The sequence below is a fragment of the Rhodococcus sp. ARC_M12 genome (genome assembly GCF_022810385.1).
In the GTDB taxonomy this organism is placed as follows: Bacteria; Actinomycetota; Actinomycetes; order Mycobacteriales; family Mycobacteriaceae; genus Rhodococcoides; species Rhodococcoides navarretei.
This window is the reverse complement of the sequence record NZ_JALGQI010000001.1, coordinates 486,090-505,655: the sequence shown is the minus strand read 5'-3', so window position 1 is coordinate 505,655 and position 19,566 is coordinate 486,090. Positions and strand designations below refer to the sequence as shown.

The window sequence follows — 19,566 nt, the reverse complement described above, 5'->3', positions numbered from 1 at the left end:
GAATTTCGGACAATGGCAACGTTGATGGACCCACTCGACGACGTCCTGGGAGCCGCGGCGGCAGCTCCGCTGGCAGACGTCTTCGGAATACATACCGTCGAGGACCTGCTTCGGCACTATCCACACCGATACATGACGCACGGTTCGGAGCTGGGGGAGAAGGAGCCGCCCGAGGGCGAGCACATCACCATCGTCGCCACGGTCGAGTCCGCGACTCTGCGTTCGATGAAGAACCGCAACGGTCAGTTCCTCGCCGTGACCCTCGCCGCCGACGGACAGCGCATCGAAGCGACGTTCTTCAGTCCGCACAAGCTCAAGCACGTCGTCGTGCCCGGTCGCCGGGGAATGTTCTCGGGCAAGGTCAAGTACTTCGGTAAGCGGTGGAATCTCACGCACCCCAGTTACGTGATTCTCGGTGGCGACGGCAACGACGGTGCCGTCGTACCCGCGGGTCGCATCGTCGGCGGAGGGACGCTTGCCGGACTCGCTCGCGGATCTGTCGACGCCTCGGGTGCGGTCGACATGTCGGTCTTCGACAGAGCGTTCGTGCCCATCTACCCGGCCGCGAAGGACGTCGAGAGCTGGACGTTCATGCGCTGCGTACGGAACGTGCTGGATCAGCTCGACGACGTGGTCGATCCGCTACCCGAGTCGGTACGCGCCGAGCGTGGTCTCGTCGACATCGACACCGCGCTGCGATCGGTTCACTTCCCGGACACTGCGGCGGACAAGGACTCCGCGCGGGAGCGGTTGAAGTTCGACGAGGCTCTCGCCGTCCAGCTCGTCCTCGCCGACCGACGACGCGATGCGTCCACTCGGGTGGCCGCGCGCTGCCCACCGATCACCGACGGAATCGCCGCCGAGTTCGATCGACGCCTGCCGTTCGAGTTGACGGCCGGGCAGCACGAGGTCGCGGCCGAGATCGCCAACGACCTGTCGGCACCACATCCGATGTCACGGCTGTTGCAGGGTGAAGTGGGCTCAGGAAAGACGATCGTTGCGTTGCGGGCAATGCTGCAGGTGATCGATGCCGGACACCAGTGTGCGTTGCTGGCACCGACGGAGGTTCTCGCATCCCAGCACGCACGGTCGATTCGGTCGATGCTCGGCAGCCTGGCAGCGGGTGGGGAACTCGGATCGCATGAGCTGGCAACCAAGGTCGCCTTGTTGACCGGTTCCATGTCCACTGCGGCCAAGCGGTCCGCGCTGCTCGACGCCGTCACCGGTGACGCGGGCATCGTGATCGGCACGCACGCGCTGATCGAGGACCGGGTCGAGTTCCTCGATCTTGCGATGGTGGTCGTGGACGAGCAACACAGGTTCGGCGTCGAGCAACGAGATGCGCTGCGCGCGAAGGCTCGTGAGAACACCAGTCCGCACCTGCTGGTCATGACGGCAACACCCATCCCGCGCACCATTGCGATGTCGACCCTCGGCGACCTCGAGACTTCGGTATTGACCGAACTACCTCGTGGCCGATCGCCGATCGTCAGCAACGTGGTGCCCGCCCGAAGCAAACCGGGTTGGGTGGACCGCGCGTGGCAGCGCATTCACGAGGAGGTCGCGGCCGGTCGCCAGGCCTACGTGGTGTGCTCACGCATCGGCGACGACGAGGATTCGGAGACCGGCAAGAAGGGCGCTACGAAGAAGAAAGCGACGTCGGACGACGGCCCCGAGACGACAGCTGCGGTGGACCTGTACGAGACTCTCTCGACCGGTCCCATGCACGATCTGCGGGTGGGCCTGCTGCACGGTCGGCTGCCGGGTGACGACAAGGACATCACCATGTCCGAGTTCAACTCCGGCGAGATCGACGTTCTGGTCTGCACCACGGTGGTCGAAGTGGGCGTCGACGTTCCCAACGCCACGGTCATGGTGATCATGGATGCCGACCGCTTCGGCGTGAGCCAACTCCATCAGCTGCGCGGCCGGATCGGCCGAGGCGGGCATCAGGGCCTGTGCATCATGATCAGCTACCTCAGCCCTGGGGGCGGTTCCTTCGCCCGACTCGAAGCGGTGGCAGCCACCAACGACGGGTTCGAGTTGGCCAAACTGGATCTGGCCACTCGTCGCGAAGGCGATGTTCTCGGAGCTGCGCAGTCGGGCACGGTCAGCGGGTTACGGCTGCTGTCGTTCATCGACGACGAGGACATCATCGCCGACGCGCAGGACTGTGCGCGGTCACTGTTCGCGCGGGACCCGTCGCTGGCGAACAATCCCGGCATCGCATCGATGATGCGGTCGGCCTGGCGGTCGGATCGAGTCGACTACCTCCAGAAGTCCTGACGGGGCAGGAGTGGAGCCTGCAGGAACGACCGGGAAGGCAGGAGTGGAGCCTGCGGGAACGATCAGGAACGACCGTAGGGACTCACTGCACCGTTTCAGTCGGCGAAATCGAGCAATTGGTCCCGCATCGTGGGATCAGTACACCTCGGTGGCTCATGCCGCCGGGTAAGTTGAGCCAATGTTCTCCAAAGTTTTGGTTGCCAACCGCGGTGAAATCGCGATCCGTGCCTTCCGCGCCTCCTATGAACTCGGGGCCTCGACCGTTGCGGTGTTCCCGTTCGAGGACCGAAATTCGGTGCACCGGACGAAGGCCGACGAGGCTTATCAGATCGGAGAGAAGGGGCATCCCGTTCGCGCTTATCTCTCGGTCGACGAGATCGTCGCCGCCGCCAAGCGGAGCGGTGCGGACGCGGTGTACCCCGGGTACGGATTCCTTTCGGAGAACCCGGATCTGGCCGCAGCGTGCGCCGAGGCCGGTATCACTTTCGTCGGCCCGTCCGCCGACGTGCTCGAACTGACCGGTAACAAGGCGCGGGCCATCGCGGCGGCCAAGGCTGCAGGGCTCCCCGTTCTGGCGTCGTCGGAACCGTCGTCCGATGTGGACGAGCTCGTCGCCGCGTCGGAATCGATGACGTTCCCGTTGTTCGTCAAGGCGGTCGCCGGCGGCGGCGGTCGAGGCATGCGCCGAGTTGCCGAGCCCGAGCAGCTGCGCGAATCCATCGAAGCTGCTGCGCGCGAGGCGGAATCGGCCTTCGGCGATCCGACGGTGTTCCTCGAGCAGGCCGTGATCGATCCCCGGCATATCGAGGTTCAGATCCTCGCCGACGGTCAGGGCAACGTGGTGCACCTGTTCGAGCGTGACTGCAGCGTGCAGCGTCGGCATCAGAAGGTCATCGAGCTCGCTCCGGCTCCGAACCTGCCCGAAGGATTGCGTGAGAAGATCTGCGCCGACGCCGTCGCGTTCGCCAAGCAGATCGATTACTCGTGCGCCGGCACCGTCGAGTTCCTGCTCGACACCCGTGGCAATCACGTCTTCATCGAGATGAACCCTCGAATCCAGGTGGAGCACACCGTCACCGAAGAGGTGACCGATGTGGACCTGGTGCAGTCTCAGCTGCGGATCGCGTCGGGCGAGACACTGGCGGATCTGGGTCTGCAGCAGGAGAACATCGTGCTGCGCGGAGCGGCTCTGCAGTGCCGCATCACCACCGAGGATCCGGCGAACGGATTCCGACCGGACGTCGGACGCATCACCGCGTATCGCACGCCGGGCGGTGCAGGCGTTCGCCTCGACGGTGGTACGACGCTCGGCGCGGAGGTAGGCGCGTACTTCGACTCGATGCTCGTCAAGCTCACCTGCCGCGGTCGAGACTTCGACACGGCCGTGGCGCGTGCTCGACGAGCGTTGGCAGAGTTCAGAATTCGCGGTGTCGCGACGAATATCCCGTTCCTGCAGGCGGTTCTGGTCGATCCCGACTTCACCGCCGGTCGCGTCACCACCTCGTTCATCGAGGAGCGCCCGGAACTGCTCACCTCGCGATCCTCGGGCGACCGCGGCACGAAGATTCTCGCGTACCTGGCCGATGTGACGGTCAACAAGCCGCACGGCGAGCGTCCGTCCCCGGTGTACCCGCACGACAAGCTCCCCGCGGTGGACTTCTCGGCTCCGATTCCCGATGGTTCGAGGCAGCGTCTGCTCGCACTCGGGCCCGAGGGCTTCGCCCGCGATCTGCGCAACCAGAAGGCCCTCGGTGTCACCGACACCACGTTCCGTGACGCACACCAGTCGTTGCTCGCGACGCGAGTGCGCACGAGCGGACTGCTCGGCGTCGCCCCGTATGTTGCCCGCACGACGCCGCAGCTGCTGTCCATCGAGGCGTGGGGCGGTGCCACCTACGATGTGGCACTGCGATTCCTGCACGAGGATCCGTGGGAGCGACTTGCGAGCTTGCGAGAGGCCGTGCCGAACATCGCAATTCAGATGTTGCTGCGCGGCAGGAACACCGTCGGCTACACCCCGTATCCGGAGAAGGTGACCCGTAGTTTCGTCGCCGAGGCCACCGACACCGGCATCGATATCTTCCGTATCTTCGACGCGCTGAACAATGTCGATCAGATGCGTCCGGCCATCGATGCCGTGCGCGAGACCGGCACGGCGCTCGCCGAGGTAGCACTGAGCTACACGGGTGATCTGTCGAACCCGAACGAGAACCTCTACACGCTGGACTACTACCTGAAGCTGGCCGAGCAGATGGTCGACGCAGGCGCGCACGTCCTCGCCATCAAGGACATGGCAGGGCTGCTCCGTGCACCCGCAGCCAAGACGCTGGTGACGGCGTTGCGCTCGAACTTCGATCTACCCGTGCACGTGCATACGCACGACACGCCCGGTGGACAGCTCGCGACGTACCTGGCGGCGTGGGAGGCCGGGGCCGACGCCGTCGACGGTGCCAGCGCGGCGATGGCAGGCACCACCAGCCAGCCTGCGTTGTCCGCGATCGTCGCGGCTGCCGCGCACACCGAGCGTGACACCGGCTTGGATCTGCAGGCCGTCTGCGACCTCGAGCCGTACTGGGAAGCCGTGCGAAAGGTGTACGCGCCGTTCGAGTCCGGGCTGCCGGCACCGACGGGCCGCGTCTACACCCACGAGATCCCCGGCGGGCAGCTCTCGAACCTACGGCAGCAGGCTATTTCGCTCGGGCTCGGTGATCGGTTCGAGACCGTCGAGGCCAATTACGCTGCGGCCGACCGCATGTTGGGCCGTTTGACCAAGGTGACGCCGAGCTCGAAGGTAGTCGGCGACCTGGCTCTGGCTCTGGTCGGTGCAGGCGCGTCCGCTGAGGAATTCGCCGAGAATCCCGGTCGCTACGACATCCCCGATTCGGTGATCGGATTCCTGCGCGGCGATCTCGGTACTCCTGCGGGTGGATGGCCGGAACCGTTGCGGACGAAGGCGCTGGAGGGTCGCGGCGAGGGCAAGCCGGTGACACCGCTCACCGACGAGGACGAGAAGAACCTCGACGGCACCTCGGCTCAGCGTCGGCAGACTCTCAACCGTCTACTGTTTCCCGGTCCCACTGCCGAACTCGCTGCTCACCGCGAGAAATACGGCGATACGACGCGGCTGTCGGCCAACCAGTTCTTCTACGGGCTGCGGCAGGGCGAGGAGCATCGGGTGGCACTGGAGAAGGGCGTCGAACTGCTCATCGGGCTGGAGGCGATCTCCGACCCCGACGAGCGCGGAATGCGCACCGTGATGTGCATCCTCAACGGACAGTTGCGTCCGGTGTCGGTACGCGATCGGTCGATCTCGAGTGAGGCACCCACGGTCGAGAAGGCGGATCGATCGAATTCCGGTCATATCCCGGCACCGTTCGCGGGTGTCGTGACACTCTCCGTCGAAGAGGGACAGAAGATCTCGGCCGGCGATACCGTCGCCACGATCGAGGCGATGAAGATGGAAGCCGCGATCACTGCTCCTCGCGGCGGCACCGTGACACGCTTGGCGATCTCGGGCGTGCAGCAGGTGGAGGGCGGAGATCTGCTCGTCGTCATCGGTGGGGGGTCGACGGGCGAAGAGGCAGGCAGCGAATGACGCGGATCGTGGCGGGTGTCGCGGGCGGTCGACGATTGTCGGTTCCGGGCCAGGGCACCCGCCCCACCTCCGAGCGAGTTCGGGAAGCTCTGTTCAGCTCGCTGGAGAGTCGGATGGAACTCGATGGTGCTGCGGTACTGGATCTGTTCGCGGGATCGGGAGCGCTGGGGCTGGAGGCGATCTCGCGGGGAGCATCGTCGGCGGTGCTGGTCGAATCGGACGCCCGAGCGGCGGCAGTGCTGCGGAAGAACATCGAATCGGTGGGTCTACCCGGCGCGTCGGTTCGGTGTGCCCCGGTGGCCTCGGTGCTGGCCGGGGCGGCGGACACCGCCTACGACCTGGTGTTGGCCGACCCGCCGTATGCGGTCACGGACGCCGCGGTCGCCGGCCTGTTGGACAGGCTCGTCACCGGGGGATGGCTAGCGCCCGACGCAGTGGTCGTGCTCGAGCGATCGTCGCGTTCGCCGGAAACCGAATGGCCGACCGGGCTGGTTCCGGAGAAGTCGAAGAAGTACGGCGAGAGTCGAATCGAGATCGCGGCACGATCGTAGCGATCGAACCCGGGATCGGCTGATAGGTTCGCGGAATGACTGGCGCACTGTGTCCTGGATCCTTCGACCCGGTGACCACCGGTCACATCGACATCTTCGAGCGGGCTGCCGCCGCATTCGACGAGGTCGTCGTGACGGTGATGGTGAACAAGAGCAAGAAGGGCATGTTCAGCGTCGACGAGCGCATCGAGATGCTCGAGGTCGCGACGGATCACCTGCCCAACGTGAGAATCGGTTCCTGGTACGGCCTACTGGTCGATTACGCTCGGCAAGAGGGCTTTTCGGCGATAGTCAAAGGTCTGCGCAGCGCGAACGACTTCGATTACGAGCTGCAGATGGCGCAGATGAACAGAACGTTGACCGGCGTGGACACGCTGTTTCTGCCGGCGAATCCTGCGCACAGCTTCTTGTCGAGTTCGTTGATCAAGGAGGTCGCAACCTTCGGGGGAGACGTGACCGGGATGCTTCCGCCGTTCGTCCAGGAACGGTTGCTGGCCCGGATCGCCGAGAGGGCAGCAGACTAGTTCGCGCAGCGACACACCGAGCAGGTATAGCGCAGACGCACGCATCGCCGGGCAGACTGAGCAGTAGAGAGCTGTGGGTCTCGACCGCGACGCGGGCGGGATCGACAGTGGCAGATTCGACGATTGGGGTAACCGGTGTACCGCGTATTCGAGGCGCTCGACGAGCTCGTCGCCATTGTCGAGGAGGCGCGCGGCGTTCCGATGACTGCCGGGTGCGTCGTCCCTCGCGGAGATGTACTGGAACTGCTCGACGATGTCCGCGACGCCATCCCCGGTGAACTGGACGATGCACAGGACGTACTGGACCATCGCGACAAGCTCGTCGGCGATGCCAGGGCCTCTGCGGAGAAGACGGTCAGCACCGCCAATGCCGAGGCCCAGGACACGGTGGAGAACGCTCGGGATTCTGCCGATCGCATTCTCGCCGACGCCAAGGCTCAGGCAGATCGCATGGTGTCCGAGGCATCCGCGCATGCCGACCAGCTCGTGGCCGATGCCGAGGCGGAGGCCGAGCGAACGGTGCTCGAAGGCCAGCGTGAGTACGAGGGCCTGACCGTTCGCGCTCGCACCGAGGCCGACCGGATGATCGAGTCCGGCACGGCGTCGTACGAGCGGTCGGTCGCAGACGGCACCGCCGAACAGAACCGGCTCGTTTCGGAAACCGAGGTCGTCCAGGCAGCCCACGCCGAATCGGCTCGGGTGATCGACAGTGCTCACGCCGAATCCGATCGGATGCGCAGCGAGTGCGACGTGTACGTCGACACCAAGCTGGCCGAGTTCGAGGAGTTCCTCAGCGGCACCATTCGGTCGGTCGGCCGTGGGCGTCAGCAACTGCGAACAGGTTCCGGTGTGCCGGAATACGGCAGCGAACCGTACGGCGAATCCGCATACGGAAACCAGGAGCAGGGGCGTCGCAGCCGACACTGAACGGCAGCGATTTGCCCTCGTATGCACGCATGCGTACCGTTGTGGGGTTGCTTACCGACAGTAGGCATACCGACAGTAAGGAAGATCAGCCGTGCCCCCGCCCAAGAGAACGACCCGTCCGGAACTGGACGACGGATTCGTTCTGGACATTCTCAACCTCGGTCGTCGACCCGGGTCGACGAAGGCCGTCGAGCGGACGGTTCCTGCTCCTTCCCGAATCGGCCTCGATGCCATTGCCATCGAAGCCGGTGTCCCGGTTTCGCTCGATCTGCAGTTGCAGGCGGTCTCGGAGGGCGTTCTCGTCACCGGCTCCGTACGAGCAGTCACCGCCGGAGAGTGCACGCGGTGCCTCGATCCGGTCGGTGGCACCGTCGACGTCTACTTGACCGAGTTGTTCGCTTACCCGAACAGCATCACCGAGGAGACCACCGATGCGGACGAGATACACCGCATCGTCGACGACCTGATAGATCTCGAACCCGTCATTGTCGACGCGGTCGGTCTGGAGCTTCCACTCCACCCCGTGTGCAGTGACGAATGCGAGGGATTGTGCCCAGAATGCGGCGTTCGCCTGGCGATTGCTGAATCCGGCCACAGTCACGTTACAATTGATCCTCGCTGGGCTGGTCTTGCAGCCAAATTTGGCGTGGATCCAGAACCGAGCACAGAACTTGTGAACAACGAAGCCGAGGAGAAGTAAGTGGCTGTCCCGAAGCGCAAAATGTCGCGTTCCAACACGAGGTCGCGTCGTGCACAGTGGAAAACCACTGCGCCCACCCTCGTGACGTGCCCCAACCGCGGTTGCGGCGAGAAGACTCTGCCCCACATCGCATGCCCCTCGTGCGGCACCTACAAGGGCCGCCAGGTCGTCGCAGCGGTCTGATTTCCGCTTACGTGACACACGAAGTAGTGGATCGGCACAACAGCGGTTCACAGAAAAATAGCTCCACTGCCGTCAGCGGCGGGGACGACCGAGAGTCGCTCCTCGCCGCTATCGGTGTCTCTCTATCGGAGCCGTTGTTGACCCTGGCTCTGACACACCGGTCGTTTGCGTACGAGCACGGCGGTCTGCCGACGAACGAGCGCCTCGAGTTCCTGGGGGACTCGGTTCTCGGTCTCGCGGTCACCGAGCATCTCTACACGGTTCATCCCGACAAGTCCGAAGGGCAGCTGGCCAAGATCAGGGCGAGCGTGGTCAACATGCATGCCCTGGCGGAGGTCGCGCGCGGTCTCGGTGACGGCGGATTGGGCCGTCACCTGCTGCTGGGTAAGGGCGAGGAGCAGACCGGTGGACGCGACAAGCCGAGCATCCTCGCGGACGGCATGGAATCGATGCTCGGTGCAATTCACCTCCAGCACGGCATCGACGTCGCGCGCACCGTTGTTCTGACGCTGTTCGCGGGCCTACTCGACCGAGCTCCCAAGCTCGGTGCAGGGCTGGACTGGAAGACGAGCCTGCAGGAACTGACCGCCGAACGTTCACTCGGCGTTCCCGCGTACGAGATCTCGTCCACCGGGCCCGATCACGACAAGGAATTCACGGCGACCGTGTTGGTCGGTGGATTCCCGCGCGGTGTCGGTATCGGTCGGTCGAAGAAGGAAGCCGAACAGAAGGCTGCCAGTCTGGCGTGGAACACGCTGTCGAACAACGACACTGCGATTCCGGCCGAGTCGGCACCCGACGAATCCTGATGCCGGAACTGCCCGAGGTCGAGGTCGTCAGGCTCGGTCTGGAATCTCATGTCGTCGGCAGGACGGTGCGGTCGGTGGAGGTGCTGCACCCCCGCGCCGTGCGGCGTCACGATCTCGGTGGCCTGGACCTGATCGGCCAGCTGCGCGGTCAGCGCATCTCCTCCGCTCGACGGCGCGGAAAGTACCTGTGGCTGGTGATGGAACCCGGCGATTTCGCGACCGTCGTGCACCTGGGTATGAGCGGTCAGATGCTGGTGCAGCCGCCGTCCGCCCCGGACGAGAAGCACCTGCGAATTCGTGCTCGACTCGACGACGGCACCGATCTGCGCTTCGTCGACCAGCGCACGTTCGGCGGCTGGGCGCTCGCCCCGATCGTCACCGTGGACGGCACAGAGGTACCCGAACCGGTCGCACACATCGCCCGCGACCCGATAGATCCATTGTTCGACGCCGAATCCGTGGTGAACGTGTTGCGCGGCAAGCACACCGAGATCAAGCGGGCATTGCTCGATCAGACCGTGCTCTCGGGCGTGGGCAACATCTACGCCGACGAGGCGCTGTGGCGCGCGAAGATCCACGGCAATCGAATCGCGGAGACTCTGACGCGGCCGGCGCTGCGGCGCCTTCTCACCGCGGTGCACGCGGTGATGGGCGAGGCCCTGGCGCAGGGCGGAACCTCGTTCGACGCCCTGTACGTCAACGTCAACGGACAATCGGGCTACTTCGACCGTTCCCTCGACGCCTACGGTCAGGAGGGCCTGCCCTGCTCGCGGTGCGGAGCACCGATCCGGCGGGAGAAGTTCATGAATCGCTCGTCGTTCAGCTGCCCCACCTGCCAGCCGCGACCCCGACACGTACGCGGCTGACAGTCAACAGGTCATTCCGCAGGCTCCACTCCTGAGTGCACGGGTCATTCCGCAGGCTCCACTCCTGAACGACCCGCCTAGTATCTCCGTCATGGCAGAACAGAGCACGCCGACCACCCTCTGGGTCGAGCGCACAGGCACCCGTCGCTACACCGGCCGCAGCTCCCGAGGAGCCGAAGTGCTCATCGGGTCCGAGTCGGTGGAAGGCGTCTTCACCCCCGGCGAGCTGCTGAAAATCGCACTCGCCGCCTGCACCGGCATGAGCTCGGACCTACCGCTCTCGCGTCGACTGGGCGATGACTACTCCGCCACCGTCGAGGTCTCCGGTGCCGCCGATCGCGAGAACGAGCGGTATCCGGAACTGAACGAGATTCTTCGAGTCGACCTCAGCGCAATGGACCCCGAGGCTCAGGAGCGTCTGCTCACGGTCGTCCAGCGCGCCATCGACAAGGTGTGCACCGTCGGGCGGACCCTGAAGGCCGGTACGACGATCAACCTGGACATCGACGTGGACGCCTGATGAAGGTGGGGGCAGCGGCCGTCGTGGCGGGCCTTGTTCTCGCGGCGTCGGCCGCCCTTGCTCCCACCGCGGAGGCGTCGAGCAGCTGCGCTCTGTGGTCGGTGAGCACGGTGGCGTCGGGATTCGGCATGCTCGAGAATCTGGAGTTCGACGGCCGCGGTTCGATGATCGTGTCCGAGACCTCTCCCATCGGACCCGGCGCTCTGCGTACCGTCGCGCCGAACGGTGACCGGGGCACACTCGTGGCCGACGTCGATTCTCCTGGCGGACTGGTCGCCCATGATGACACGCTGTATTTCACGACCGGAAACAGCGCTGCCGCAGGGCTTCTCGACACCCGAACCGGCACCGTCGACACCATCGATCTCGGTACGGGGACTCGGTCGACGTATGCGTCGGGCCTGGCGATGCCCAATGGGCTGGCGCGATCGGAGTCGGGTGATCTGTTCACCACCCGCAATCTGGGTAGCAGCTCCGGCCTGACGCGCGTTGCGGTCGACCGTTCGGTGTCGACGGTGCGTACCGACCTGGGATCGGCCAACGGAATCGGTATCGGCGGGGGAAAGATCTACGTGGCCAACACGTTCGATCTCAAGACGACGCTCACCGTGCTCGACGAGAAGAACCCGTCCGGGCCGTTCGCGCGCATTCGCATCGACGGTGTCGGAACATTGGCGATGTCGGACGACCTGACCGTCGGCGACGACGGAAGTATCTATTTCGCACAGAATCTCGCCGGCAGGGTGGTCCGTATCGACCCGGAATCCGGCGGTACCTGCGTGATAGCCACCGGTGTCCCGCTGACCTCGTCGGTCGCCTTCGGCGGGGTCGGATTCGACGAGACGGCGTTGTACGCCACCAGTTTCGACGGAACCGTCCGACAGTTGGCTCGCTCGTGAGCGACGAACGGCTGACGGCATGGGTGCACGGCCTGGTTCAGGGCGTCGGTTTCCGGTGGTGGACTCGCTCGCGCGCGCTCGAACTGGGACTTGTCGGTCACGCGACCAACCACGCGGACGGACGAGTCCTGGTGATAGCGGAGGGCCCACGTGAGCGTCTCGAGGCACTTCTCGCTTTGCTCCGAGGGGATCGGACCCCGGGCACCGTCACCCTTGTCGTGGAGAGTTGGGACGCGGCCCGCGGGGATCTGACGGGCTTCGTCGAACGCTGATCGTCCGTTGCGGGAGGCTCGGCGCACTTTCGGTCAGCGTGCCGGTAAAGTACGGACGCTATGTATCTCAAGAGTCTGACGCTGAAGGGCTTCAAGTCCTTTGCTTCGGCGACGACTCTTCGTTTCGAGCCCGGAATTACCTGTGTCGTCGGTCCCAACGGCTCCGGCAAATCCAATGTCGTGGATGCCCTGACCTGGGTGATGGGTGAACAGGGTGCCAAAGCGTTGCGCGGCGGGAAGATGGAAGACGTCATCTTTGCCGGCACGTCGGGTCGAGCCCCGCTCGGCCGAGCCGAGGTGACTCTGACCATCGACAATTCGGACGGCGCGTTGCCGATCGACTACTCCGAGGTCTCGATCACCCGGCGTATGTTCCGCGATGGTGCCGGTGAGTACGAGATCAACGGCAGCTCGTGCCGTTTGATGGACGTCCAGGAACTGCTCAGCGACTCCGGTATCGGCCGCGAGATGCACGTGATCGTGGGCCAGGGCCGACTCGCAGCGATCCTGGAATCGCGCCCCGAGGACCGCCGAGCCTTCATCGAAGAAGCAGCCGGGGTGCTCAAGCACCGCAAGCGCAAGGAAAAAGCCGTCCGCAAGCTCGACGCGATGCAGGCCAATCTGGCGCGGCTGACGGACCTCACGACCGAATTGCGCCGTCAACTCAAGCCTCTCGGTAGGCAAGCCGAGGTTGCGCGTCGTGCGCAGACCGTCCAGGCCGACCTGCGCGATGCCCGGTTGCGACTGGTGGCCGACGATCTGGTGGCCAGACGCGAGGAATTCGCGAATCAGACCCAGGACGAGCAAGCGGCGCGCGAGCAGTACGCGATGGTGCAGGACGCACTCGAAGCCGGGACCGTTGCGCTCGGAGAACACGAGCAGGCCGTCGCCCGTTTGACCCCCAGCGCCGAGGCGGCCGGGCAGACGTGGTTTCGCCTCTCCGCCTTGGCCGAACGCGTGAATGCGACGGTGCGTATCGCGCACGAACGCGCTCGGCATCTCGACGCCGTTCAGAGCACCGGTCGCGGACAGGATCCGGACGAGCTCGAAGCGCAGGCCGAACGAGTCGCCGAGGAAGAGATGGAACTCGTCGAGGCCGTCGAGATGGCGCGCGAAACCCTCGAGGCGGCACGTGAGCAGCTGGCCGAGCGCGAAGCGGCTGCTGCGGCCGCCGAGCGTGCCCACCTCGCCGCGGTGCGCGCAGTGGCCGACCGCCGCGAGGGTTTCGCGCGCCTGTCCGGCCGGGTCGACACCTTCCGAACCAAGGTCGAGTCGATCGACGCGGAGGTGGAGCGCTTGTCGGTGGCCATCGACGAGGCCCGAGAGCGGGGCGAATCGGCTCAGCGTGAGTTCGAGAGTGTGCAGGATCAGATCGGCACCCTCGATGCGAGTGAACTGAGCCTCGACACCAATTACGAACGAGCCGTCGCCGCGCTTCGACATGCCGACGCCCGAGTGACCGAACTGGAGGCCGAAGAACGCATCGCGGGCAAGAAGGTGGCGTCGTTCGAGGCCAGGATCGAAGCGCTCACGATGGGCCTCGAACGCAAGGACGGTGCCGGGTGGCTGGTGGAGAACCAGCAGGACGGTCTGTCGGGTCTCCTCGCAGGCCACCTCACGGTCGAACCGGGATACGAGATCGCGGTGGCAGTGGCCATGGGTCCGGCTGCCGATGCCGCACACGCCGAATCGTTCGATGCCGCGCGTGATGCCGTGCTCGCTCTGCGTGCGGCCGACGGCGGCCGCGCGTCCATCGTGCACGGCAGTGTCGTTGCAGCACAATCGGTTCGACGTCCAGACCTCCCGAGTGGCGCTCGGTGGATTCTCGACTTGATCGAGTATCCGAATCGGCTGGCAGGGGCGATGGAGGCATTGCTCGACGGCGTGGTGGCCGTCGATTCGCTCGATGCAGCGCACCGGCTCGTCTCGGACGCCGGTGAGCTTCGCGCGGTGACCAAGGACGGCGATGTCGTCGAACCCGGCTGGGTCACCGGCGGCTCGGACCGTCGACCCAGCACTCTCGAAGTTCAGTCGGCGATCGATACGTCGACGGTCGAGTTGGCTGCGGCCGTGCGCCGTTCCGAGGAGCTCGATGCAGCACTCTCGGGAGCATTGGAGGAGCAGCGTGACCGGCGCGAATCGGCTGAACAAGCGCTCGCAGCGCTGAACGAATCCGATGCCGCGATGGCCGCGGTGTACGAGCAGTTGGGCCGGTTGGGTCAGCTCGCACGCTCGGCGCATGCGGAGTCCGCGCGATTGTCCACGCAGCGTAGCTCTGCCGAAGCGAGTCGCGAAGAAGCGATCGAGCGGCTGGCCGAGCTGGAGGAGAGCGTGCGGACGGCGGAGAACGAACAGTCCGGTTTCGCGGGAGAGGGCGAAGACGGTGATGCAGCAATCACCATGGAACGGGAGATGGCAGCAGCTGCGCTCACCGAAGTGCGCGCAGTGGAGGTCGAAGCCCGGCTGAACGTGCGGACCGCAGAAGAGCGCGCACAGTCCGTGCGAGGCCGGGCGGATTCGCTTCGACGTGCGGCGCGAGCCGAACGTGAGGCCAGAGCTCGAGCCGAACGCGAGAGCGCAGCGCGCCGGCATGCGGCCGCAGTGGCAGCGGCCGTCGGAGAATCGGGTGAAGAAGTCGCCGCGCGGTTGGCCACGGTCGTTGCTGCTGCTGCCCGTAGGCGTGACGAGCTCTCCGCCGAACGAACAACGCGCACAATCGAACTCGACAAAGTGAAGGAGCAGGTTCGAGCTCTGCAGGGGCAGCTGGCGTCGATCACCGACGCCGTGCACCGGGACGAGGTGGCCCGCGCACAGGCAGCGCTGCGGATCGAACAACTCGAGACGACGATTCTCGAGCAACACGGCATCGGCCTCGACGACCTGGTGGCCGAGTACGGGCCCGATGTGGCGCTGCCTCCCACCGAACTCGAGATGGCGGAGTACGAAGCGGCGAAGGAGCGGGGCGAGCAGGTGGTGGCACCGGCCCCGATGCCGTTCGATCGAGCGGCGCAGGAGCAGCGCGCCAAACGCGCCGAGCGTGACCTCGCCACCCTCGGCAAGGTGAACCCGCTCGCCCTGGAGGAGTTCGCGGCCCTCGAGGAGCGCTACAACTTCCTGTCCACTCAGCTCGAAGACGTCAAATCCGCGCGCAAGGACCTGCTCGGCGTGGTCGCCGACGTCGACGAGCGCATCCTGCAGGTCTTCACCGAGGCCTGGCTGGACGTCGAAAGAGAATTCACCGGAGTGTTCGCCAAACTCTTTCCCGGCGGCGAAGGCCGGCTGATTCTGACGGACCCGTCGGACATGCTCACCACCGGAATCGAGGTCGAGGCGCGGCCACCCGGTAAGAAGGTCAAGCGGCTCTCGCTGCTCTCCGGAGGCGAGAAATCGCTGACCGCGGTGGCGATGTTGGTCGCCATCTTCCGCGCCCGCCCGTCACCGTTCTACGTCATGGACGAGGTCGAGGCTGCACTGGACGACACCAACCTGCGTCGACTGATCGGCCTGTTCGAGCAGCTCCGGGAGAAGTCGCAGTTGATCGTCATCACGCACCAGAAACCGACGATGGAAGTGGCCGACGCGCTGTACGGCGTCAGCATGCGCGGCGACGGCATCACCACGGTCATCTCGCAGCGGTTGAACCGAGAACGCGTCGCAGTGGACGCGACCGGGCCGGATGCGATCGAGCCGGATGCGGCACCTGCCGCCGAATCCGACAGCTGAGGTTCGAGCTGCTGAGCTACTGCTTCGGGTAGAGCTGCTCGGCGTAGGACGGCCCGTAGTACTCGCGCAGCTCCTCGACGGTCTCGGGGGCCTGCGGAATCAGCGCCTTCGTCAGGGACGCGACATCGGGAATGGACTCCGCATCCCACGTCTCCGGCTGCCACAACTTGGACCGCATGAACGCCTTGGCGCAGTGGTGGAAGACCTGCTCGATGTCGACGACGAGGCACATGATCGGGCGATGCCCCTTGACCTGAAGTTCGTCGAAGAACGGGGCGTCGGTGACCAGGGAGGCTCGGCCGTTGATTCGGAGGGTGTCGCCGCGACCGGGGACGAAGAAGTTCAGCCCGACGAACGGGTTCTCCAAAATGTTGCGATAGCCGTCCATCCGGCGGTTGCCGGGGCGTTCGGCGAGAGCGATCGTGGCGTCGTCGAGGACGTGCACCAGGCTGCCGGGCGGGTCACCTTTGGGGGAGACGTCGCATCGTCCGCTTGCGTCCGAAGTACCCAGCAAGCAGAAAGGCGAGGCAGCGAGCCATTGCACGTCCAGCGGGTGCAGTGTGCTGCGGTCCTTGTTCGCGGCTCGAAAGCTCGGCTCTCCGAACATCTCGGTCAGTTCGGCGGCGTCGCGCACCGTGGTCCACTCCATGGGCGTCGATGCTATCGACACGGCTCGGGTGAGGGACAGTGCTTTTCTCGGGCGGAGCACCACCGGTGACGAACGGCCGTGAACGCCTGACAGGATGGGGTACGTGAGTAACCAAGCGTGGATCATCGTCGCGGCGATCGCCGCTGTCCTACTGGTCGTTCTCGTCGTCGGGCTGGTGCTCTCCCGCCGACGGAGAGTGTCGCTCAAGTCGGACGAGGCGGCGCGGATCGAGGACGCGGCCACCAAGGACAGATCCGGTGGGTACACCGCGGGCAGCGGTTTCTCGTTCAGCCAAGGAACGGCAACAGCCGAGCCCGTCGTCCCGAAGGCCCCCAGGCCCGCCGAGCCGAAGCCTGCCGAGCCGAAGCCTGCCGAGATCGAGCCGGTCGAGGACGTCCCCGGCGAGACCACGCCGATCGAGCCGCCGCCGGTGGTGGCCACACCCGAACCTGTCGAATCGGACCCCGTTCGGATCGATCCGGAGGTGCTCGAACCCGAGCCTGCAGTGTCGGAGGAGCCGGTCGCCGAGCCGACCGCCCCCGAGACGGCTGATCCCGCGCCTCGAGCACTCGACACCATCGATCCGACCGAGGGTCGGCTGGATCGTCTTCGCGGCCGCCTGGCGCGGTCTCAGTCCGCGGTGGGCAAGAGCTTGCTCGGATTGCTCGGCGGCGGTGACCTGGACGAGGATTCCTGGGAAGAGGTCGAGGACACCCTGCTGATCGCCGACATCGGATCGGCTACGACTGCGGAGATCATGCGGACCCTGCGTGAGCAGATGGCCGCGCGCAGTATTCGCACCGAGGCCGATGCCAGAGCCCTGTTGCGCGAGATTCTCGTGGCCCAGCTGCACCCCGAGTTCGATCGGTCGATTCGTGCGCTGCCGCACGAGGGCACGCCGGCCGTGTTGCTGGTGGTCGGGGTCAACGGCACCGGCAAGACCACGACCACCGGCAAGCTGGCTCGCGTGCTGGTCGCGGACGGGCGGCGGGTGGTGCTCGGTGCCGCCGACACGTTCCGCGCCGCTGCGGCCGATCAGCTGCAGACCTGGGCCGAGCGAGTGGGTGCCGAGGTGGTGCGCGGCAAGGAGGCCGCAGATCCGGCCGCTGTCGCCTTCGACGCGGTGAGCAAGGGGATCGAGAACGGCGTCGATGTGGTTCTGATCGACACCGCGGGACGGTTGCACACCAAATCGGGTCTGATGGACGAACTGAGCAAGGTCAAGCGAGTCATCGAGAAGCGGGCCCACGTCGACGACGTTCTGCTCGTTCTCGACGCAACCGTCGGCCAGAACGGACTGACACAGGCCCGGGTGTTCGCCGAGATCGTGAACATCACGGGGGTCGTGCTGACCAAGCTCGACGGAACCGCGAAGGGTGGCATCGTTTTTCAGGTGCAGCGCGAACTCGGGGTGCCCGTCAAGCTCGTCGGGCTCGGTGAAGGTGCCGACGATTTGGCTCCGTTCGAGCCGGGCGCTTTCGTCGATGCTCTGTTGGGCTGACGTCTCCCGGCGGGTGGCCCACGAACCGGGGAAAAAGCACAAACGCCAGCACGAAACCTTTTAGCAACAGAATTCGGTCATCCGTTCACATGTCCGAAACACCCGAGTGTCACGGATGAAACCTCGTGAAACCACTCTTCTTGCGTAACGGCGCGCCAACCGGTGTGCAGGAGAATGGAGGGTGTACGTGAGTCCCGAGGATATGTTGGCCAACTCCGGCAACGCCGCGTGGATGCTGATGGCAGCATCGCTGGTACTGCTGATGACGCCGGGCTTGGCGTTCTTCTACGGCGGTATGTCGCAGTCGAAGTCCGTGTTGAACATGATGATGATGTCGTTCGGAGCGATGGCCGTCGTCTCGATTTTCTACTTCCTGTGGGGCTGGTCGATGTCCTACGGAACCCAGGACATCGGCGGTGTCTTCGCCAACCCGTTCGAGTTCTTCGGACTCAAGGATTCGATCACCGATGCGGACGGTAACTACATCGCCGGCGCATGGGGTTACGCCAACGTCATCGACGTGGCATTCCAGGTCACCTTCGCCATCATCACGGTCGCACTGATCAGTGGTTCGATCGCCGGTCGTGTCAAGTACGGCACCTGGCTCGCGTTCGCCGGTATCTGGGTCACCCTGGCCTACTTCCCGCTGGCACACATGGTCTGGGGCGGCGGACTGCTCTCCGGATCCGAGAACGGTCTGGCCGCAATGATTTTCGGGACCACGGATGACGGTGACGGGGGACTCGTCGCCAGTGTGGCTCCGATCGACTTCGCCGGTGGCACCGTGGTGCACATCAACGCCGGTATCGCAGGCCTGATTCTGGCGATCATCATCGGCAAGCGTGCCGGCTTCGGCAAGGTCGCCTACCGCCCGCACAACCTGCCGTTCGTCATGCTCGGCGCAGCACTGCTCTGGTTCGGCTGGTTCGGGTTCAACGCCGGTTCCGCATTCGCTGCCGACGGCATCGCCGGGGTGGCCTGGGTCAACACCACCGCAGCCACTGCCGCCGCCATCGTGGGCTGGCTCATCACCGAGCGCATCCGTGACGGCCACGCCACCAGCCTCGGCGCTGCCTCGGGCATCGTCGCCGGTCTCGTCGCCATCACCCCGGCCGCAGGTGCACTCACGCCGGTCGGCGCCATGATCCTCGGCGTCATCGCCGGTGTGCTCTCCGCACTGGCTGTCGGCCTGAAGTTCAAGTTCGGCTACGACGACTCACTCGACGTCGTGGGCGTTCACCTCGTCGCAGGTCTCTGGGGAACGATCGGAATCGGCTTCCTCGCATCCGAAACCGGCCTGTTCTACGGCGGTGACTACAAGCAGCTCGTCGTGCAGATCGTCATCGCGTTGTTCGCACTGGTCTTCACCGCCATCGTCACCGCGGTCATCGCGCTCGCCCTCAAGCCTCTCGGCTGGCGTGTGACCGACGAGGAGGAGGCGAACGGCATCGACGAAGCCGAGCACGCCGAGACTGCATATGATTTCGCCTGACAAGGTAGAGATAGACGTGAACGCTGCACCGTACGACAACGGGCACTCGAGGTCTTGTGAAGGGAAGCA

General features: G+C 65.3%; 16 protein-coding genes. 15 read left to right on the top strand and 1 reads right to left on the bottom strand.

Translation table 11 applies throughout. From position 1 onward, the window contains the following. Positions 1-12: 12 nt before the first annotated feature. The 13 genes from recG to smc all read left to right on the top strand — a co-directional run bounded on the left by recG (position 13) and on the right by smc (position 15,855). Positions 13-2,286 (top strand): ATP-dependent DNA helicase RecG, encoded by a 2,274-nt coding sequence (recG, locus tag MTX35_RS02345; protein ID WP_243593397.1) that lies wholly within the window; start codon positions 13-15, stop codon positions 2,284-2,286. A gap of 178 nt (positions 2,287-2,464) precedes the next feature. Continuing rightward, positions 2,465-5,881 (top strand): pyruvate carboxylase, encoded by a 3,417-nt coding sequence (locus MTX35_RS02340; protein WP_243593396.1) that lies wholly within the window; start codon positions 2,465-2,467, stop codon positions 5,879-5,881. Next, positions 5,878-6,432 carry a 16S rRNA (guanine(966)-N(2))-methyltransferase RsmD gene (rsmD, locus tag MTX35_RS02335; protein WP_243593395.1) on the top strand — a complete coding sequence of 185 codons (555 nt, stop codon included), beginning with the start codon at positions 5,878-5,880 and terminating at the stop codon, positions 6,430-6,432. The genes MTX35_RS02340 and rsmD overlap by 4 nt, the downstream gene beginning before the upstream one ends. A 35-nt stretch (positions 6,433-6,467) precedes the next feature. After that, positions 6,468-6,956 carry a pantetheine-phosphate adenylyltransferase gene (gene coaD / locus MTX35_RS02330; RefSeq protein ID WP_243593394.1) on the top strand — a complete coding sequence of 163 codons (489 nt, stop codon included), beginning with the start codon at positions 6,468-6,470 and terminating at the stop codon, positions 6,954-6,956. 135 nt (positions 6,957-7,091) lie between these two features. Next, positions 7,092-7,883: a DivIVA domain-containing protein gene (locus MTX35_RS02325; protein ID WP_243593393.1), complete on the top strand. Its 792-nt coding sequence runs from the start codon at positions 7,092-7,094 to the stop codon at positions 7,881-7,883. A 91-nt stretch (positions 7,884-7,974) separates the two neighbouring features. Further along, positions 7,975-8,583 carry a DUF177 domain-containing protein gene (locus tag MTX35_RS02320; RefSeq protein WP_243593392.1) on the top strand — a complete coding sequence of 203 codons (609 nt, stop codon included), beginning with the start codon at positions 7,975-7,977 and terminating at the stop codon, positions 8,581-8,583. Continuing rightward, a complete protein-coding gene (gene rpmF, locus MTX35_RS02315) occupies positions 8,584-8,766 on the top strand; it encodes a 50S ribosomal protein L32 (protein ID WP_032397784.1) in 183 nt (60 codons plus the stop codon). It begins immediately after the preceding gene. A 26-nt stretch (positions 8,767-8,792) separates the two neighbouring features. Beyond that, positions 8,793-9,575 carry a ribonuclease III gene (gene rnc, locus MTX35_RS02310; RefSeq protein WP_243593627.1) on the top strand — a complete coding sequence of 261 codons (783 nt, stop codon included), beginning with the start codon at positions 8,793-8,795 and terminating at the stop codon, positions 9,573-9,575. Then, positions 9,575-10,441: a bifunctional DNA-formamidopyrimidine glycosylase/DNA-(apurinic or apyrimidinic site) lyase gene (gene mutM / locus MTX35_RS02305; protein ID WP_243593391.1), complete on the top strand. Its 867-nt coding sequence runs from the start codon at positions 9,575-9,577 to the stop codon at positions 10,439-10,441. The genes rnc and mutM overlap by 1 nt, the downstream gene beginning before the upstream one ends. Before the next feature lie 91 nt (positions 10,442-10,532). After that, entirely contained in the window at positions 10,533-10,961 is a 429-nt protein-coding gene (locus MTX35_RS02300; protein WP_243593390.1) for an OsmC family protein, read from the top strand. Beyond that, entirely contained in the window at positions 10,961-11,860 is a 900-nt protein-coding gene (locus MTX35_RS02295; protein ID WP_243593389.1) for an SMP-30/gluconolactonase/LRE family protein, read from the top strand. The genes MTX35_RS02300 and MTX35_RS02295 overlap by 1 nt, the downstream gene beginning before the upstream one ends. Then, positions 11,857-12,132: an acylphosphatase gene (locus MTX35_RS02290; RefSeq protein ID WP_243593388.1), complete on the top strand. Its 276-nt coding sequence runs from the start codon at positions 11,857-11,859 to the stop codon at positions 12,130-12,132. The genes MTX35_RS02295 and MTX35_RS02290 overlap by 4 nt, the downstream gene beginning before the upstream one ends. Positions 12,133-12,192: 60 nt before the next feature. Continuing rightward, positions 12,193-15,855 (top strand): chromosome segregation protein SMC, encoded by a 3,663-nt coding sequence (gene smc / locus MTX35_RS02285; RefSeq protein ID WP_243593387.1) that lies wholly within the window; start codon positions 12,193-12,195, stop codon positions 15,853-15,855. Between the two features lie 16 nt (positions 15,856-15,871). On the opposite strand, the gene MTX35_RS02280 is transcribed toward smc, so the two are convergent. Beyond that, positions 15,872-16,504 (bottom strand): pyridoxamine 5'-phosphate oxidase family protein, encoded by a 633-nt coding sequence (locus MTX35_RS02280; protein ID WP_243593386.1) that lies wholly within the window; start codon positions 16,502-16,504, stop codon positions 15,872-15,874. Positions 16,505-16,607: 103 nt separating this feature from the next. Between MTX35_RS02280 and ftsY the strand changes: the two genes are divergently transcribed. Together ftsY and MTX35_RS02270 are read left to right on the top strand one after the other, a co-directional pair. Next, entirely contained in the window at positions 16,608-18,005 is a 1,398-nt protein-coding gene (gene ftsY / locus MTX35_RS02275) for a signal recognition particle-docking protein FtsY (RefSeq protein ID WP_374230215.1), read from the top strand. A gap of 202 nt (positions 18,006-18,207) precedes the next feature. After that, positions 18,208-19,497, top strand: a complete 1,290-nt coding sequence (locus tag MTX35_RS02270; RefSeq protein WP_243593626.1) for an ammonium transporter — start codon at positions 18,208-18,210, stop codon at positions 19,495-19,497. Positions 19,498-19,566: the final 69 nt, after the last annotated feature.

Bases quoted from the DNA above. Each gene is read 5' to 3' on its own strand.
- mutM (WP_243593391.1), top strand. From the start codon at position 9,575: ATGCCGGAACTGCCCGAGGTCGAGGTCGTCAGGCTCGGTCTGGAATCT.
- MTX35_RS02270 (WP_243593626.1), top strand. From the start codon at position 18,208: ATGTTGGCCAACTCCGGCAACGCCGCGTGGATGCTGATGGCAGCATCG.
- coaD (WP_243593394.1), top strand. From the start codon at position 6,468: ATGACTGGCGCACTGTGTCCTGGATCCTTCGACCCGGTGACCACCGGT.
- recG (WP_243593397.1), top strand. From the start codon at position 13: ATGGCAACGTTGATGGACCCACTCGACGACGTCCTGGGAGCCGCGGCG.
- MTX35_RS02340 (WP_243593396.1), top strand. From the start codon at position 2,465: ATGTTCTCCAAAGTTTTGGTTGCCAACCGCGGTGAAATCGCGATCCGT.
- smc (WP_243593387.1), top strand. From the start codon at position 12,193: ATGTATCTCAAGAGTCTGACGCTGAAGGGCTTCAAGTCCTTTGCTTCG.
- MTX35_RS02280 (WP_243593386.1), bottom strand. From the start codon at position 16,504: ATGGAGTGGACCACGGTGCGCGACGCCGCCGAACTGACCGAGATGTTC.
- MTX35_RS02300 (WP_243593390.1), top strand. From the start codon at position 10,533: ATGGCAGAACAGAGCACGCCGACCACCCTCTGGGTCGAGCGCACAGGC.
- rsmD (WP_243593395.1), top strand. From the start codon at position 5,878: ATGACGCGGATCGTGGCGGGTGTCGCGGGCGGTCGACGATTGTCGGTT.
- MTX35_RS02295 (WP_243593389.1), top strand. From the start codon at position 10,961: ATGAAGGTGGGGGCAGCGGCCGTCGTGGCGGGCCTTGTTCTCGCGGCG.